Below are 18307 nucleotides of genomic sequence, written 5' to 3'. Positions count from 1 at the left end.
CTAAAAATTGTAATAAATACTGGATCTTATTCGCTTTTTCACATTACAGTATGCACTTTAACGAAAAGCGTAATAAGCGTAGATAAAAACTGGAGCATAAGGAAACAATGAGCTTATTTTGGATAACAGCAATTTTATTGATTGGTGTGGTAATACCGCTAGTTACCGAACGATTTGGACGCACCCTCAATACTATTTTCACCATGCTGGCTCCTGCAATTGCCCTAGCTTACATAGTCAGTTTAATTCCGGCTGTCTTGGCAGGTGAAATTGTCACCGAATATTTAGAATGGATACCTTCTATCGGGCTGACTTTGTCGATGAGACTTGATGGGCTTGCGTTGATGTTTGCTTTGTTAATCCTCGGTATAGGCATTCTGATCATTGTGTATGCGCGCTATTATCTTTCTGAAAAGGAAGCTGTCGGGCGTTTTTTCTCTTACTTAATTTTGTTCATGACGGCCATGTTATCCATCGTGCTGTCAAACAACGTACTGCAAATGTGGATGGCTTGGGAAGTTACCAGCATTAGTTCCTTCTTACTGATTAGTTTCTGGTCTACAAAGTCTGAATCGCGCAAGGGTGCGAGAATGGCGCTAACAGTGACAGGCGCTGGCGGGCTTGCGTTGCTCGCTGGCTTATTGCTTATAGCTGATATGGTTGGCAGTTATGAGTTAAGCACAATACTCGCAAGTGGCGATTTAATTAGAGAGCACGCTCTTTATCCCGTTGCCTTGATTTTGGTATTGCTGGGTGCTTTTACTAAGTCGGCTCAATTTCCATTTCACTTCTGGCTCCCGCACGCCATGGCAGCACCAACGCCGGTTAGTGCCTATTTGCATTCTGCCACGATGGTTAAAGCCGGGATTTTCTTGCTGGCACGCATGTATCCAGTGCTATCGGGCACTGAAATGTGGTTTTTGATTGTCAGTATGACAGGATTGATAACCTTACTTTTAGGTGCCTACACGGCCCTATTCAAGCATGATCTTAAAGGACTGCTTGCTTATTCCACTATAAGCCACTTAGGCCTGATTACCCTGCTTTTAGGGCTAGACACAAAACTGGCTGCTGTAGCAGCTCTATTTCATATTATGAATCACGCTGTATTTAAAGCATCGCTATTCATGGCCGCAGGAATTATTGACCATGAATCAGGTACGCGAGATATGCGTAAACTCGGTGGTTTATGGCGTTTTATGCCCTACACAGCGACGCTTGCAATGGTGGCGGCTGCATCAATGGCGGGCGTACCTCTGTTTAATGGGTTTTTATCTAAAGAAATGTTCTTAGCTGAAACACTCCATTCGTCTGCCTTAGGGTTTCTTTCTTGGATGACTCCGGTATTAGCTACAGTAGCAAGTGTGTTTGCTGTTGCTTACTCTTTGCGATTTATACACGATGTATTTTTTAATGGTGAACCAAAAGGATTACCGAAAACGCCTCATGAGCCGCCAAGGTATATGAAAATACCTATCGAAATATTGGTGGCGTTGTGTTTATTGGTGGGAATATTTCCTAACTACATCATTGGTGGCTTATTGGATGCTGCGGCATCGTCCGTTTTAATAGGTGAGCTTCCCGATTATAGTCTTTCGATATGGCATGGCTTTAACTTACCTTTACTAATGAGTGCTGTTGCTATTGGTGGTGGGTTGTTGGTATATGCATATCGCAGTCACCTATATCGTTTTCAAGCGCAATTCAAAGAATCAGATGAAAAACGCGTTTTTGAAGGCGTAATCCAAACTCTTGTAGGCTATGCAACTAGGGCACACGATGGCTTGGGGAATGGTTCATTACAGCGCTATATTGCTGCGCTGCTGTTTTTTGCTATTGCGGTTACTGCACTTCCGCTGATCAATCTCGACACAGCTAAAACGCATTTTCCTGATCAAGCAGTAGGTGGCGTAGAAATTATTGCGGCCATTATTTTGTGTTTAAGCGCCATAGCTACTGTTATATATCATCGTAAACGTATGGTTGCACTTATCACTCTGTCGGTAGTTGGACTTATTGTGTCTATCGCATTTGCTCGCTTTTCTGCACCGGATCTAGCGTTGACGCAGTTGGCTGTAGAGGTAGTAACAGTGATTTTGCTAATGCTAGCGCTGTATTTTTTACCGCAAAAAACACCCTCTGAATCAGCACCTTCGCGAGTGGTGAGAGACGTTAGTATCGCGGCAGCTCTAGGCGGTCTGGTTGCCACTATAAACTATGCCTTCATTACTCAGCCCTTGGATACTATTTCCGAGTTTTTCTTGGAAAATAGTAAAACAGGAGGTGGTGGCACTAACGCCGTAAACGTTATTCTAGTAGATTTTCGAGGGCTAGATACGCTGGGTGAAATTCTTGTTTTGGGCATTGCAGCGCTCGGTATTTTTAAATTACTGGCACGTATTCGCTTGGCGATGCCGACGGCAAACGAAAATGGTTTGCCGTGGTCGGAAGATCGTCATCCTCCTATTTTAACTATGATTTCACAGAGTCTGTTGCCTCTTGCGCTCTTAGTGTCTTTTTATATCTTCCTGCGCGGTCATAATATGCCGGGGGGCGGTTTTATTGCTGGCTTAATTACCTCTGTTGCGTTAATTCAGCAATACATCGCGCACGGTGTCGATTGGGTCAAGCCTCGTATAAAAGTTGACTATCAAATACTAATCGCTTTAGGAGTACTCATCGCTACTCTCACGGGCATAGGCAGTTGGTTTTTCGACCGGCCATTTATGACAACTTGGTTCGACTATTTTGATATCCCATTCATAGGTGAAATTGAGCTTGCAAGCGCTTTGATATTTGACTTGGGCGTTTACTTAACTGTGGTAGGCGCTACGTTACTCATATTGGCGAACTTGGGCAAGCTCACTTCTGTTCATCGCCCGACTTCGGAGGAATAATGGAAACTTTATACGTAATTTGTGTCGGTGTATTAACGTTTTGTGGCGTGTTTTTATGTTTGCGCGGACGTACTTTCTCTGTCGTGATTGGCTTAACATTGCTTTCATATGCTGTGAATCTATTTCTGTTTTCAAGCGGTCGTCTGAATCTCGATGGGGCTGCTATTTTGGGTATGTCTGATTCCTATGCAGACCCGCTTCCGCAAGCGTTGACCTTGACGGCCATTGTAATTGGTTTCGCAATGATTGCATTTGTCGTTATTTTGGCTATGCGCGCTCGCGCTGACCTAGGGAATGACTTTGTGGACGGCAGAGAGCCGCCTGATGCTGATAAGTTAGTAACACCGACGAAGGATAAAATATGACGGTTCATTTAGCAATCCTGCCTATTTTGATACCATTAGTTGGTGGGCTTTTAATGCTCTTACCGCCGTTTGCCGGCCCTGAGAGATATCAATCTAGGCGTGTCGCCTCACTTTGTTTGATGTTGGCACAAATAGTTTGCTCAATTTTTCTGATGGCAACTGTTGTTCAAAACGGCGCGATTATGTATGCGGTCGGCGACTGGAAGCCGCCTTTTGGCATCATTTTATACGTGGATCAACTTTCCGCAATGCTGGTCACGTTGACTGCTGTTTTAGGACTAGGTGTTACCCTGTATTCCTTTGCAGGAACCGATCGAGAGGGTAAATACTTTCATCCGCTCATTCAGTTTCAGTTGCTGGGTATATATGGCGCATTTGTAACCAACGATTTGTTTAATCTCTTTGTTTTCTTTGAAGTGCTGCTTATCGCATCCTACACTCTACTTATTCACGGTGGTGGGAAGCAAAAAACAGCAGCAAATGTACACTATGTGATTTTGAACTTAATAGGCTCGAGCTTGTTTTTGTTCGCACTCGGCACGCTTTACGGCATTACGGGAACGCTCAACATAGCAGATATGTCTCTGCGCATCGGACAGTTATCGGCCAGCAATCAGCTTATTGTTCAGGCCGGCGGTTCTTTGTTATTGGTTGTGTTCGGTTTGAAGGCTGCTATGTTACCGCTTCATTTTTGGCTGCCTAAAACGTATGCGGCCGCCAGTGCGCCGGTTGCAGCGCTTTTTGCCATAATGACTAAGGTCGGTGTGTATTGCATATTTCGTGTTTATACTGTGATTTTTGGCGAGCAGGCAGGTGAATTAGCTAATATGGTGCAGCCATGGATTTGGCCGCTGTCTATACTTACCATTGTTGTGGGTACAGTAGGAGCGCTAGCAAGCCCTAATCTGCGAACTCTTGCTGCTAATCTCGTAATTGTATCAGTAGGTACACTATTAATCGCATTCTCGTTGAGAACGCCAGAGGCCACCGCTGCAGGTTTATATTACCTAATCCACAGTACGCTGGTGACGGCCGCTTTGTTCTTGATAGCCGATATGTTGGGTCAGCAGCGCGGTAAAGCGCTCGATTACTTCGTTATCGCACGTAAAATAAAGCAGCAATCACTATTAGGTATATTGTTTGTCGTAGCTGCGATGGCCGTAGCCGGTTTACCGCCGTTTTCAGGCTTCTTGGGTAAACTTGTTGTTTTACAGTCTGCCGTGGGCTCAGACCAAATAGTATGGGTGTGGTCAGTAATTTTGCTTTCCAGTTTAATTACTATCATTGCGTTATCAAGAGCTGGCACAACACTGTTTTGGCGCTCCACGCCTAGTCATGATGTTGCTGAATCAGATGGCGTTTCGAAATGGCAGCTTTTTGGAACGTTTTTATTGCTCGGCGCCTCACCGTTGCTAGCTCTCTTTGGCGCTAGCGTTATTGAATATACCAACAGTGCCGCAGCACAACTGCACGATATTGAGTCATTAATTAGGGTGATGAATTTAGAGGGAGGTGCACAATGAGCTTGGTTTCACGTTTATTTCCGATGCCCCTGCACAGCATAATGCTATTAATTGTTTGGCTTATGTTGAATACAACGGTGAGTTTAGGCCACTTTATTCTTGGTACTGCACTCGCGATAATTATTCCTTGGTTGTGCGCGCCATTGCGAGTTCCTCAGCCGAAAATGAAACGACCTTTGAAAGCATTAACCTACATATTTATTGTTCTTAAAGACATTGTAGTGGCCAATTTTGAGGTTGCTTTTTTGGTTGTTGGGCCGATGCACAAAATTAAACCAGGTTTAGTTGCCGTGCCACTTGACCTCAGTGGTGCCTTGCCCATTACGGTGCTCGCTAGCACTGTAACCATGACACCCGGCACTGTGAGCGCCGAGGTATCAAAAGACCAACATTGGCTTTATGTGCACGTGTTAGACATGCCGGATGACGAGCAAGAAGTCATCGATTTGATTAAACAGCGCTACGAATCGCGCGTTAAGGAGATTTTCGGATGCTAGATATCGCTATAGTCGCGGTCGCAGTTATGCTGAGTATTGCGCTCGTGCTCAACTTGTGGCGCCTTATCATTGGACCTCATATCGTGGACCGTATTTTGGCTCTGGATACTATGTACATAAACAGTATTGCCCTAATATTACTGTTCGGTATTTACAATCAAACACCATTGTATTTTGAGGCAGCTTTGTTAATTGCGATGTTGGGATTTGTCAGCAGCGTTGCGTTTGGAAAATATCTGCTGCGTGGCGACATCATTGAGTAGGAGATAGTATGAGTTTTATAGTAGAGCTAATTGTATCTGCATTCCTAATTTTAGGCGGCCTCTTTGTTCTCGTGGGGTCGATAGGGCTGTTGCGCCTGCAGGACTTTTACGTTCGGTTACACGCTCCTACGAAAGCGACAACCTTAGGGCTTGGTTGTTTCCTTATCGGTTCAATGGTATTCATGTATCATACAAGAGGGAGCCTGAGCATCAACGAGCTGTTAATTACGCTGTTTCTAGTGATCACAGCTCCGGTGACGGCGCATATTCTCGCGAAAGTAGCGATGCATCACCGCGTCAAGGTCATGGAGCGTACCCGAAATCAACATCTTGTTGAGACTGCGAGGATGCAGTTACCGCCAGAGCATGAAAGTAATAAGCATGATAATAAAAACTCAGATACTGAAAGTCTTGATAACAAATAAGAAGATAACGAAGCATAAACCTCGCGCTAGCAGCAAACAATGCGTCTTTTCAGTTTAATCTTAGCACCTTTCGCATTTGGTACTAGTGCATTCGTTTTTGTAGGTTTAATCGAACCTATTTCCATTGAGCTTGGCGAAAGTGTTCCTGCAGTGGGTCAATTACAAACCGTGTTTGCGTTAGCCTGCGGCTTAGGTGGGCCTATTTTGGCCAGACTACTTTCTCGATTTGACCGAAAATACTTGCTCATATTAGTTATGTTACTGTTAACGCTGATGAACCTGATTTCGGCGCTTGCAGTAGATCTCGCCTCGATTGCAATCATTCGGCTTATCTGCGGTTTTTTTGCTGGCCTCACATTACCCTTAGCAACATCCATTGCTGTTAATATGGTACCCGAGATTAAACGTCCATATGCGATTGCTATGGTGCTCGGAGGTTACACTTTAGCTTTTATGGTGGGGATGCCTGTTGGCAGCATGTTGGGGGAGTTCTTTGGGTGGCGTTCAGCTTTTTGGTTCGCAGGTTCCATTGCAATGGTTGCTTCTATTGTTATCGCATTGGCAGCGCCCAACAACATTATCAGTCCATCCACCGAAGGAGTGAGTTTTAGAGCCGCACTTAAAGGTGAGAACATAAAGCTTATGTCCATAACTTTACTTGGTTTCCTCTCTACGTTTGCAACCGTTGCGTTTATCGGCCCCGTCATCACTCAGTCTACAGGACTTGAAGGAGCTGGTATTGGCGGTGTACAAATTGCCATTGGGATGGGGAGCTTATTCGGGCTGCCGCTAGGGGCTGCACTTAATCGTAAAGGCTTGAAACTGTCGTTGCTCATACTGTTCGCCACTATTGGCCTAACTCAAATTATGTTCACTGCAAGTATGCTGTTTGATATGAAGTGGATAACCTTACCCTTTTTAATGCTCACCATGGCGTTAAGTTCCGCAGCTTTGTTCGCCACATCGCCAGTCATTCAGACGCGACTTGCCGAATCCGCAGGTCCCGCGGTAACTATTGCTTTCGCGTTAAATGGTTCCATGGTCTATTTTGGTCAAGGTTTTGGTGCTGTTTTGGGGGGGGGGCGGTAATTTCAACGACAGGTATTACTTGGCTTGGCGTGTGTGGTGCACTCGTCGCTATTGTTGGCATCTTTGTCATAATGAAGTTAGATGCGGTGCGCAATTAAATAGAGCTCGGTTATTTTTATCTCGATTATTACATCTGCTATAAACCAAATTAATTTGAAACAGTAGTGCCTGCACAAAAGTGTAATTAATGATTGAAATTTGGGGAGTAAATTGAAGCTTTTATGACGGGAAGGACAGTTTTCCCATACTCACATTGGGCTGCTTAGCATTGTCACTTAAGAAAGCGCGTTCATCCCCAGCAACACATTCGTTTGCGAGGACAGCGAACAAAATGGCTTCTTTCGCATCTGAGTTTACATCTAATTTATTGGTCGAAAATACCGGTCTCTTAAGCAAGTGAGATATATTGTCTAGTAAGAGAGGATTATGAGCGCCTCCACCGCTAACGTATACAGTTGATATTTCTGGCAGTTGTTCGAGTGTGTTAGCAATGGCGTGAGCAGTAAAGGCATTTAACGTAGCCATTTGATCTGGCACGCTGAGGTTTTCCAAATGTATTGCTTTTAATTGCGCATTGAACCAGTCTAAGTTGAACGTTTCAGGGCCAGTGGTTTTAGGCAAAGGCAAATTGATAAAGGACTGTTTCAGCATTCGTTTTAGCAATACTTTATTAATGCTTCCTTGTTTAGCAATATTGGCGTCTTTATCGTAGTCGTAGTCACAGTGTAATCGAGCAAGTGCGTCCATGATAGTGTTGCCAGGGCCTATATCTGAACATATCACCTCATCAAACGTTGCGCTACGGGGAAGGTAGGTAATATTGGCTATCCCGCCGATATTCAACAGTATTCTATGTTCTTTTTCGCTGCGCAAAAGTAAATAGTCACCGTACATTGCAAGCGGTGCACCTTCTCCGCCATGAGCAATGTGTTTTTGACGAAAGTCACTGACTGTCGTTATGCCCGTTATCGCGGCTATATGGTCGCCATCACCAATTTGTAGCGTGCTATTGGGTTGATTTTTCATTTTATGGAAAGAGGACGGACGGTGATAGATAGTTTGTCCGTGACTTGCAATCAGATCGACACTTTCATTGGCTACTCCCCAGTCCAGTAATGTCTGGTTGATCATTTCACCATGTAGTTGACCTATTTGAGCATTTAACAAACATAGCGCGTCTAAGGATACGACTTGTTGTGCGAATACGTGCTGAACTGCAGTTTTCAAGGCCTCGGAATAATCTACCGTAGTGAACTTTTCACAACGTAAGTTCGTCGACGTTCCGTGGCCCGATATCTTGCACAAGGCTATGTCAAGACCATCGAGTGAAGTACCGCTCATCAGGCCAACAATAAGACGTTCGCTAGCGCTTGCTATCCGGTGTAATTTTTCAATATGCTGCAGCATCAGTAGAGTTTACTGCCCCAATTGAGCTTAGTGCGCAGTACATTAAAATAGTTGTAGTCTGCTGGGTGAACCAAGTTGAGTTTGTTTGGATTTTTGCGAATTCTGACTTCGTCACCGGGCATCAGTGACATCATGATGTGGCTGTCGCAACTGACTTGCAGATTGTCAGTATTAATATTTGACATTTTTAAGGTGATCTCACTGTTTGCATCTACCACAATAGGTCGACTGCTGAGCGTATGTGGAAACATCGGAACAAGGGTGAGGGCGTCCAAATTCGGCATCAGAATTGGTCCACCACCGGATAGCGAATACGCTGTGGAACCCGTCGGCGTGGCGATAATGAGCCCATCTGAACGCTGACTGAAAACGAACTGGTTGTCGATATACAGCTCGAATTCCATCATGTGAGCAACTTTACCATGATGCAGCACTATTTCATTTACCGCTGCGTTGGTATCTTGATGTCCATCGTTTCTAAATACGTTTGCTTCTAATAAGAATCGTGCTTCACGATGCACGTTCCCGTCAAATATATGGCCTATTTGGCGGCTAATATCTTCCGGGTTAATATCAGTTAAAAACCCTAAATTACCACGATTGACACCCACAACATCAGTGTCATATTTTGCAAGTACACGCGCTGCGCCCAGCATATATCCGTCGCCGCCTACAACTATTGCTAACTCAGCCCTTTCGCCCATGGTTTCTAGGTCACAGACTTCTAAAGAACGATCATCGAGTTCTTCTTTTATGCGAGCTTCTACCAGAATTGTACAGCTTCTTTGCTTTAGTTCGGTAACAAGTGCATTAAGACTTACCCGGCTGCCTTCATGGTCTGTTTTTCCAATCAAGCCAACGGTTGAATAACCCATTAATTGTTCTCTGATAATTGTTTTTCTTATATTTCCTAACTTTTACGCAATTGGCGGCGACTTGCAAGCTTAACTTTGCAAACTTGTTTACCTTGCAGTCCAGCCGCCATCTAATATTAGCGTTTGACCTGTAATGTTCTTTGCTGCGCTGCCAATTAAAAAGTTTGCTGTTTGTGCTAACTCATCTATTTCGATGAAGGCTTTTTTAGGCATGGGCTCTAGCATTATTTTGTTTATTACGTCCTCTTCAGACATATTATTTTCTTTGGCTTGGGCTGCAATTTGTTGCTCAACCAAAGGTGTTTTAACGTAAGCAGGGCAGAGCGTATTAATCGTTACATCCACATCACCTGTCTCTAAAGCCATGGTTTTTGCAAAGCCCAGAAGTCCGTGCTTTGCCGCTACATAGGCGGATTTAAATGGTGATGCAATAACTGAATGGATAGAGCCCACGTTAATAATTCGACCAAAATTTTGGGCGCGCATGTGCGGAAGAAATGCCTGGGTTAATAATGCGGGTCCAACAAGCATAACGTTAATTAGCATTTGCCACTTTTCAGCTGGGAAATCTTCGAGCTTGCTGACATGTTGAATGCCCGCATTGTTGATAAGGATATCAATTGGAGTGTTGCTGAGTGCTGCGGGCAATGCAGCCACTTGCTGTGCATCACACACATTAATTTGCACCGACTGGGCAGAGAGCCCTAAATCATTGAGCTTTTTAGCCGCTTGCTTAGCCGCTTCTTCATTGATGTCTGCAATAACAATGTGATGGCCTTGCTTTGCTAGATATTCACCGATACCGTAGCCAATGCCACTTGCACCACCTGTTACAAATACGTTTAAAGTTTTGGCTGTACCAGACATGTTTGTTTCCTTTTGTTCAAAATGAGCGTCTATTTAGTATTCGAAATAATCGTTGGAATGCTATTAACTAAGGCCATTACAGCCTGTATTTGCTTGCCGTCTTTATTTGCGTAGTTTTCACCTGTATATCCCCACCAATCCCAGCATGCTTGAGGATTAAGTGGCATGAAAGCGGACTTCTTAGTTTGTGGGTAAAGCACAATTAAATTGTTGGTATCTGCCCATGCGTTGAATCCTGCATTTTTTGCGTACTCATCGCCAACGGCCTCTGCATTTTGGTTACAGCCATGAAAGCTAATATGAATGTCGCAATTTATATTGTCTTTGCAGCTCTGTGGAACAAAAAGGTAAGCGCTTTCACCAAGTGTTTCAGCATGTTCGCCAGCATAATCACCTTGTTTAAAGGTAAGTAGCTGCTGGCTCAGGGCTTTTATGCTTTTGGTAGATTTCGGCATTGGTAATTGTGTTATGTGTTTCAACAACTCTCCTGCGGCGTCATAACCGCAATCACCAATAAAAGGAGACGCAGACTCCACGCAGGAACCTCCGCTTTCTAAAGTAGGCATCACATGAGCAAATGCCTGATCGTTAACATATTCTATATTTTCTGGAGCAAACAAAGTCTCAGCTTGCAACGCTAGCTGGTCTGCAACCACTCCATTTATGCGCGTGTCGAGCGTACCATGCAGCAGCCAAACTTTGTCATTCTGGTTATACTTCGACTCCGCTAACTTGCCGCTTTGCTGATAATCTTCGATGGTTGCCGCAAGTGCGTTTAAATCTATCGTCGCGTCTGGGTTTGCGACACAGTTTTGTAATGCTATGCCAATGCTACCTTGAGCACAAAAATAAGGACCTCCGGCAATCAGTCCTGCCCCGACGACTTTTTCGGAGAAAGCTAAGTGAAATTGCATTGCCATGTAAGCACCAGAGGACAGACCTGAAACGCTTAGAACAGGCTGTTGAGGTTTTTCTATCCCATCTGGGGCGCTATTTTTTGCGCCATCTGCTGCACTTGGATTGCCGCATGCGGTCAGCACCAAAGAAGCTAATGAAATGAAGCACGCTTGTTTCAATGTAAAATTTTTCATGTAGTCACCGAGTTAATTAGCTAAAAATGCAGCGATGGTTGAGCTGTGCTTTTGAACGCCCAATACGCCTTCTAAATGTCCAAGAGGGCCTGGGATTTCTGCGTATTGGGTGTCGTTTTTCAGCGTTTTTAAAGCGCTGTGCGTATTGCGTGCATGATATGGCATAAGTAATAAGTCTTGAGTAGCGGGTAAAAATAGTGTTTTAGCTTTAATTTGTTGCAGGCCCGTTGCTATATCTTGCTTTTGACCCGCCATAAACAGTTGGCAAGCTCTGACCAAATAAAGCAAGCTATTGGCATCCATTTTTTCAGCACGTCCTTTTGCTCTATTATATAACCACTCGTTAATACTGTGACGCGCCTGAATGTCTTGAAGCGGATCAGGCTCAAGAGCGTTATGGTTTATATCTGCGCCTACCTGATTGAAATACTCTGGCGTTAGTGCAATTTGTGTCACGAACATGAGTGCAGCTGTTAGACCTTCGGTTGGTGGCTGGCTTTCATAGTAGTTGCCTTGTTGCCAATGTTGATCCAATTTAATCGGGATTGCCCACTGTTCAAGAGCGGCTGTCGTCCACGCATCACTGTATGATGAGCCAATGACCGATATAAGTCGCTCCACTTTTTCAGGGTAGGCCGATGCCCATTCAATTGCCTGCATTGATCCCATTGACGGACCGGCGACAGCATATAGCTTTTCAATCCCCAGTGAATCAAGTAGTGATTTTTGGGTATTGACCATATCGCGCATAGTAATAACAGGAAAGGTAAGACCGTATGGTTTACCTGTATCAGGATTAATGCTAGCAGGACCTGTGGTTATCACATTCTCATCTTTTACATTTAAATTCGCTAAGCTGTCCATACTGAGTACGAAAAACTTGTTGGTATCTATCGCTTTATTCGGGCCAATGATACTATCCCAATAGCCACTTGTAGGATCGTTCAGATCATACTTGCCGGCAGCGTGAGAGGTGCCAGTGAAGTAGTGTGTGATTAGAATTGCGTTTGTTTTATCGGCGTTTAACTTACCGTAACTTTCCCATCCTAATTTGACTTCTTTTACGCTTTGGCCATTGAACATTTTAAAATCGGCAATAGTGTGAACTTGTTTTTGCGTTAGTAAAGGAGATTCACTCACCGTGTTCTGAGCAGCGATTGTGAAATGACTGATAGACAGCAATATTAACGCTAATGTCAGCATACAAAGCACTGCTGCGTTTCTAATTATGTTAGTCATAACGCGATGACAAATTGCCATTACTGTCGGCGCTGAAAGCAACGGAGTTAGCCTTTTACGCTTATCCTCTGTTTCAGCTGATTGGCTCATTAATGTAGAATTTTGCATTCTGTGTTATCCCTAAAAAATGATGAATAGTGCAATCGCAAACATTAAACCAATCAGCGGCACAGCAACCGTTAGAGCAGCCATTGGTCCATATGCACGTTGATGCGTTTCATGACAAATTGCACGAATAGTCGTGACAACATAACCGTTATGCGGCAGAGAATCCAAAGCACCTGATGAAATAGATACAATACGATGAAGTTCTTCTGGATCAACACCTTGGTCGATGTAGTGAGGTCCTACTAGCGGCAAAGCGATGGCTTGCCCACCAGACGCTGATCCAGTAAGGCCTGCGATAACACTAACGGCAATTGCAGCACCGATTAATTCATTTCCCGGTATTTGGGTCATTACCTCTACCGTGTCTTGAAATGCAGTCGTCGTTTTTGCAATGGCACCAAAGCCAACCACTGCCGCGGTGTTGCCAATAGCAAGCAGTGCGCCCGTTGTGCCTAAGTTTACTGCTGTGGATAAGTTTTGAAAATACTTAAAGTTAATGGTCATTAAGGTGAGTACACCGCCTCCTAAAGCAACTATTAACGCTAGCTGTGCCAGAGATTCGTGTAAAAAGAACGATAATAAAAGAACAACCAAAAGCGGTATGAACCCGGTAATTGGGTGAGGGTACTCGCGTTCTTTTATTTCGGGATCTTCTGGTTTTGCTTCAAACACTTCCCCCGCTAATACCGCTTTCCCGACCATGCGTTTTAGCCACCAGTAGCCGAACAGTGCCATAAATATTGCAACAACTAAGCTTACTTCCCACGCTGCATAAGGACTCGTTCCAAGATATTTAATCGGGATCCAGTTTTGTATTTCTGGTGAACCCGCAGATGTCATCGTAAAGGTAACCGAGCCAAAAGCCATAGTTGCTGGTATGAAGCGTCGAGGAAGGTTGGCATCTTTAAATAAACTCAGTGCCATTGGGTAGACTGAAAATGCCACAACGAAGACACTCACACCACCATAGGTTAGTATCGCGCAGGCAGCTACCACGGCAAATACAGCTTGTTTGTAACCTATTTTACTAATAATCCATTTTGACAGCGCGTCTGCGGCGCCAGTATCTTCCATAAATTTACCGAACAAAGCGCCCAGTAAGAACATAAAAAACCACGAAGCAATAAAGCCAGTAAATCCAGACATGTATGTTGCGACAAAGTTGCTATCACCCGCAAACACAGGCAATCCGCTGGTTAGTGCTACAATCAAAGCGCATAGAGGAGCCGCTATAAATAGGTTCATTCCGCGGATGGTTAGCCATATTAGCAGACCCAAACCACCTACTAAGCCAATTAAACTTATCATTATTTTTTTCCTAATTGCCAAGTGAAAAATCTGTGACCGCAGACTGCTTCACCAGTACGCAAGTGTGCTGCATAAGCGAACTAATGCCCATAGTACGATGGTACTAGTTACCTTTGAAGGTTTTTGGCCTAGATTAGTAATAGACCGCTACTGCTAGCAAGATATTTAGAGAAGGCTTATTGCATCTTTGCTGTTTGTAAAAAGCTATTCAACAAACATGATCTGGTAAAAGTACAGATTAAAATTACAGATTAAAAGTACACACAGAGAAATACCTTTAAGGGGACACAATGAAAACTATAATGAAAAAAACGCCTCAACTTGCGCTTTGCGCTCTGGCGGTGAGTGCCGCTTTAACAATAGGAACGCAAGTTCAAGCACAAGAAACGCAGCAAGTTAGGGAAGGGAAGCTAGAAAGGATCCAAGTTACAGCACGTAAAAAGTCAGAGAACTTGCAGGAAGTACCTATCGCGGTTACCTCTATCGGTGCAAAAGAACTCAGTGAGAAAGGTATTTCTGTTATCACTGAAATACAGCAGTTTTCGCCAAATACAACATTGCAAACTAGTCGTGGTACTAACTCAACACTAACCGCATTCATTCGTGGTGTTGGTCAGCAGGATCCTCTTTGGGGCTATGAGCCCGGCGTTGGTATCTATATTGATGATGTCTACATGGCTCGTCCTCAAGGCGCCGTACTTGATCTAATCGACGTTGAAAGAATAGAAGTACTACGTGGTCCTCAAGGGACGTTATACGGCAAGAACACCATCGGTGGTGCGATTAAATACGTTACTAAAGAAATGAGTGGCGGTACAGAATTTAACGCCGAAGCAACCGTTGGTAGCTATGCACAGCGTGATGTCAAATTAACGGGTCAACTACCTGTGATTGACGACAAACTATATGTTGGTTTCGGCTTCGCAGATTTGAATCGCGATGGCTTTGGTGAGTTTTTGCAATCAGCATTGCCTAACCAAGATCGTGAAAACTACAATAAAGATTTATGGGCAGCGCGCGTTGACGTTGAGTTTAGAGCGTCAGACGATCTTTTCGTTAAATTTAACTGGGATAAGACCAGAGATACGTCTAATGCAAAAGGCGGTTATCGCCTTCTTCCAAGCCTATTGACGAACGCACCTGTGCCAGACAGCGTTTATGATTCTTATACTAGCTTACCCACATCAAACTTAGTTGAGTTGGAAGGGTACAGCTTGATGCTTCGCTACAACTACAGCGATGCAATGGAACTTAAATATATTGCGTCGTATCGCGAAAGCTATTCACCCACCAACATCGATTTTGATAACACTGCGTTAGACATATTTGATGTGCCCGCTGAGTATTCAGATGACAACAGCACACACGAGCTGCAAATGAACTACACGGGAGACCGCTTTAACGTTGTCAGTGGCCTATATCTATACGATGGTGAGTCTTGTGGTAACTTTGACGCGATCCTTGGTTTCTTAGGGCGTGCAGCGTTCGGTACGCCAGGATTAACGAGAGAAGTCACCGGCTGCAATAATTCTGAAAGCTGGGCTATCTATTCTCAAGCAACTTTCCAAGTGACCGATGACTTATCGATGACCGTGGGTGGTCGATATACTGACGAAGACAAAACGGCCATTGTTAACAACGGACTCGTATTTGCTAACGTTTATCCGCAGTCCAATTGGATCCCTGGATATACTAGACCTGACGGTCAACTTGTACCAACTGTACTAGGTGCCGATGCTAACGGTGACGGTGTACTTGATGGTCCAAAAACTGAAAATTGGACCCGCTTTACACCACGTCTTGGCATAGAGTACCAAGCCGCTGATAACATGATGTTGTTTGCTAGCTTCTCGCAAGGTTTCAAATCAGGCACATTTAACCCAAGAGCGACAATTAATGAAGAGGGCGTTAATCCTGAAATCGTAGATACATATGAAGCCGGTATTAAAGCCGATTGGAACGACAACTTTAGAACTAACGTGACCTTATTTGCGCTGGATCATAAAGACCGTCAGTACGTTGGTATTGGTGCGGGAAACAGTGCGACGGATTTGCAACAAGTACTAAGAAACGTTGCGGAAACTTCTGCAACGGGTATAGAAGCTGAAGCAACCTATGTTGCCAGTGATTACCTCACTTTCAACGTTTCTTATGGCTACATCAATGGGAAAATTGAGAAAAACAACTCGATACCGCCGCTTATTGGCTTAGCAAACACACCTGAGCAAACGATTAATTTATCGGCTAATTACGTGATTGAGTCAGATATAGGTGACTTTACAATTAATGCCGGTTATTACCACCGAGGCGACTACCTTTTGTTCGAAACAAGCACCTTGCTTGAGCAGGACGCATATGGCTTAGTCAATGTGAGTATTAATTGGCAAAGTGTTGAAGGCGACTGGTATGCAAGCTTGCATGGCAAGAACCTGACAGATGAAGAATACTTAGTGGGTGGTTATGACTTTGTCGGTGTTGCAGACGATGGCTCATTACTTCCTGGCTTAGGTGGTGATTTGACCTTAATTGGCTATTACGGTGACCCAAGAACGGTTCACTTAACTGTCGGTTATCGTTTCTAAGCGTCATGTGTCCTTAGGGGCTTCGGCCCCTTTTTTATTTTCTCGATATAAAAACATAAATTACAAAAAGCAAGCTTCAAAACACCGGCTATTTAGCGCTATTAGCCAAAGCCACAACTATTCAAATTGACTCTCAATTTAACACCCTCTAGTATTCACGACTCAGCTATTTAAAGCTAAACGGTCCAAGGCGTAATCTATTAAGGCATCAACATTCGACATGGAAAATATCAAAGCATTAATTGCTGACGATCATCCTTTATTTAGAAATGCACTCAAGCAGGCATTGAGCGATGTATTGGGTGATGGCCTGCTAGAATCCGCAGATTTTCAATCCACTATCCAGCAATTGAATTTACACGACGATATTGATTTGCTTTTTCTTGATTTAAAAATGCCAGGTAATTCTGGTCTCACCGGATTAAGTCAAATTCGTGCTGAATTTCCAAACATTTTAATTGTGGTTGTATCTGCTGAAGAGAATCCGTCGTTGATTGTCAAAGCACTGCAGCTTGGTGCAAGTGCATTTATTCCTAAATCGACATCGCTTGAGTCAATCACCGAAGCGGTTTCAGACGTCTTGAATGGTAATGAATGGCTGCCAGAAAACTTAACGCACTTAGGTGAGCATGCTTCAAATGACAATAATGAAGCCTTGCAACGAATAGAACAATTGACGCCTCACCAATTAAAAGTGCTTAGAATGATGGCTGATGGATTACTGAATAAGCAAATTGCTTACGAATTAGATATCTCGGAAAGCACGGTTAAACAGCATGCTTCTGCTTGTTTGCGAAAATTAAATGTGAATAACAGAACGCAAGCGGGTGTTATATTCAAACAGCTCATGTCCTTAGACTAACTTCGCGCTAAGTGCGTATATGTCTTTTGATCCAAAAGGGCTAAACATTCTCATTGATGTTGCGGAATGTTGCTGACAGGTAAAGTCTGATAGATTAGAGTCAAAACATGCTTGCAATGAACAATAATAAACAGTTAAAAAATACGATTAGGAGAAAAATGTGACTGACGTTGTCGCGATTAATATTGAAAACAAGGTTGCCACCATTACCATTCAAAATGGCAAAGTAAACGCAATTTCTCATCAAGTAATTGACGAGTTAAATAAAGCCTTAGACAAAGCCCAAGAGGCGGAAGCGGTTGTTGTGATCACAGGCAAGCCAGGCATGCTCTCAGGCGGCTATGATTTAAACGTGATGCGAGAAAGTATGAGTTCGGCGATGCAGCTAGTAGAAAAAGGATCGACCTTATCTCGACGCTTGCTTTCATTTCCCTATCCAGTGTTAGTTGCTTGTCCTGGTCACGCTGTTGCAAAAGGGGCTTTCTTGTTACTTTCTGCTGACTACAGAATAGGCGTTGAAGGCGATTTCAAAATCGGCTTAAACGAAGTTGCGATTGGTATGAGCATGCATGATGCTGGCGTTGAATTAGCTAGAGGTAGGTTGGCGCCTGTATTCTTTAATCGAAGCGTTATTTTAGCGGAAATGGTATCACCACAAGACGCTATCACGATGGGTTTCCTTGATAAAGTTGTTGATGAATCACAGTTTTTACCGACCGTTAATTTTATCGCTCAAGCAATGACAAAGTTAGACATGAAAGCCCATTACAATACAAAGTTGAAGGCAAGAGCTGATTTGCTGAAAAAACTAGATGCGGCAATAGAAAAAGATAGACACGGAAGTTTATAATTCTTTTAAGGCAGGAAACGAATGCATGCAAGTTACGCTATTTTTTCGCTACAGATAAA

Annotated in this window: 16 protein-coding genes; 10 read left to right on the top strand and 6 right to left on the bottom strand. The window is 43.8% G+C overall.

Annotation, left to right across the window (positions count from 1 at the left end; translation table 11 throughout):
• The first annotated feature begins 107 nt into the window (after nt 1-107).
• Genes GNIT_RS10450 through GNIT_RS10420 form a run of 7 tightly spaced genes read left to right on the top strand, consistent with a single transcriptional unit; the run spans nt 108 to nt 7059 of the window.
• Nucleotides 108-2897 (top strand): monovalent cation/H+ antiporter subunit A, encoded by a 2790-nt coding sequence (locus tag GNIT_RS10450; RefSeq protein WP_014109169.1) that lies wholly within the window; start codon nt 108-110, stop codon nt 2895-2897.
• Complete coding sequence (locus GNIT_RS10445; protein WP_014109168.1) at nt 2897-3262, top strand: Na+/H+ antiporter subunit C; 366 nt, start codon at nt 2897-2899, stop codon at nt 3260-3262. The genes GNIT_RS10450 and GNIT_RS10445 overlap by 1 nt, the downstream gene beginning before the upstream one ends.
• On the top strand, nt 3259-4785 hold the full coding sequence (locus GNIT_RS10440) for a monovalent cation/H+ antiporter subunit D (RefSeq protein ID WP_014109167.1): 1527 nt from the start codon (nt 3259-3261) through the stop codon (nt 4783-4785). Before GNIT_RS10445 ends, GNIT_RS10440 begins: the two co-directional genes overlap by 4 nt.
• Nucleotides 4782-5282, top strand: a complete 501-nt coding sequence (locus GNIT_RS10435; RefSeq protein ID WP_014109166.1) for a Na+/H+ antiporter subunit E — start codon at nt 4782-4784, stop codon at nt 5280-5282. Before GNIT_RS10440 ends, GNIT_RS10435 begins: the two co-directional genes overlap by 4 nt.
• Entirely contained in the window at nt 5276-5545 is a 270-nt protein-coding gene (locus GNIT_RS10430) for a K+/H+ antiporter subunit F (RefSeq protein WP_014109165.1), read from the top strand. The genes GNIT_RS10435 and GNIT_RS10430 overlap by 7 nt, the downstream gene beginning before the upstream one ends.
• Before the next feature lie 8 nt (nt 5546-5553).
• A complete protein-coding gene (locus tag GNIT_RS10425) occupies nt 5554-5970 on the top strand; it encodes a Na+/H+ antiporter subunit G (RefSeq protein ID WP_014109164.1) in 417 nt (138 codons plus the stop codon).
• Between the two features lie 39 nt (nt 5971-6009).
• Complete coding sequence (locus tag GNIT_RS10420; RefSeq protein ID WP_014109163.1) at nt 6010-7059, top strand: MFS transporter; 1050 nt, start codon at nt 6010-6012, stop codon at nt 7057-7059.
• Between the two features lie 219 nt (nt 7060-7278).
• Here GNIT_RS10420 and GNIT_RS10415 read toward each other — a convergent pair whose 3' ends face one another.
• From GNIT_RS10415 to GNIT_RS10390, 6 genes are all read right to left on the bottom strand, one after another.
• A complete protein-coding gene (locus GNIT_RS10415; RefSeq protein WP_014109162.1) occupies nt 7279-8466 on the bottom strand; it encodes an anhydro-N-acetylmuramic acid kinase in 1188 nt (395 codons plus the stop codon).
• Nucleotides 8466-9341, bottom strand: a complete 876-nt coding sequence (gene nadK / locus GNIT_RS10410) for an NAD(+) kinase (protein ID WP_014109161.1) — start codon at nt 9339-9341, stop codon at nt 8466-8468. Before nadK ends, GNIT_RS10415 begins: the two co-directional genes overlap by 1 nt.
• Before the next feature lie 87 nt (nt 9342-9428).
• On the bottom strand, nt 9429-10208 hold the full coding sequence (locus GNIT_RS10405; protein ID WP_014109160.1) for a 3-hydroxybutyrate dehydrogenase: 780 nt from the start codon (nt 10206-10208) through the stop codon (nt 9429-9431).
• 29 nt (nt 10209-10237) lie between these two features.
• Nucleotides 10238-11299, bottom strand: coding sequence for an extracellular catalytic domain type 2 short-chain-length polyhydroxyalkanoate depolymerase (locus GNIT_RS10400; protein WP_014109159.1), 1062 nt, complete (start codon nt 11297-11299; stop codon nt 10238-10240).
• Nucleotides 11300-11311: 12 nt separating this feature from the next.
• Nucleotides 11312-12502: an E22 family MetX-like putative esterase gene (locus GNIT_RS10395; RefSeq protein WP_041246786.1), complete on the bottom strand. Its 1191-nt coding sequence runs from the start codon at nt 12500-12502 to the stop codon at nt 11312-11314.
• 156 nt (nt 12503-12658) lie between these two features.
• The gene (locus GNIT_RS10390) at nt 12659-13954 is read right to left on the bottom strand and encodes a GntP family permease (protein ID WP_014109157.1); all 1296 of its coding nucleotides are present in this window, start codon (nt 13952-13954) and stop codon (nt 12659-12661) included.
• A 290-nt stretch (nt 13955-14244) separates the two neighbouring features.
• Between GNIT_RS10390 and GNIT_RS10385 the strand changes: the two genes are divergently transcribed.
• The 3 genes from GNIT_RS10385 to GNIT_RS10375 all read left to right on the top strand — a co-directional run bounded on the left by GNIT_RS10385 (nt 14245) and on the right by GNIT_RS10375 (nt 18248).
• Entirely contained in the window at nt 14245-16536 is a 2292-nt protein-coding gene (locus tag GNIT_RS10385; RefSeq protein WP_049786931.1) for a TonB-dependent receptor, read from the top strand.
• Between the two features lie 220 nt (nt 16537-16756).
• Nucleotides 16757-17398 carry a response regulator gene (locus GNIT_RS10380; protein ID WP_014109155.1) on the top strand — a complete coding sequence of 214 codons (642 nt, stop codon included), beginning with the start codon at nt 16757-16759 and terminating at the stop codon, nt 17396-17398.
• Between the two features lie 160 nt (nt 17399-17558).
• The gene (locus tag GNIT_RS10375) at nt 17559-18248 is read left to right on the top strand and encodes a crotonase/enoyl-CoA hydratase family protein (RefSeq protein WP_014109154.1); all 690 of its coding nucleotides are present in this window, start codon (nt 17559-17561) and stop codon (nt 18246-18248) included.
• Nucleotides 18249-18307: the final 59 nt, after the last annotated feature.

The sequence above is a fragment of the Glaciecola nitratireducens FR1064 genome, from assembly GCF_000226565.1.
Taxonomy (GTDB): domain Bacteria; phylum Pseudomonadota; class Gammaproteobacteria; order Enterobacterales; family Alteromonadaceae; genus Glaciecola; species Glaciecola nitratireducens.
The sequence above is the reverse complement of the archived record's forward strand: the minus strand, read 5'-3'. Positions and strand labels throughout refer to the sequence as shown.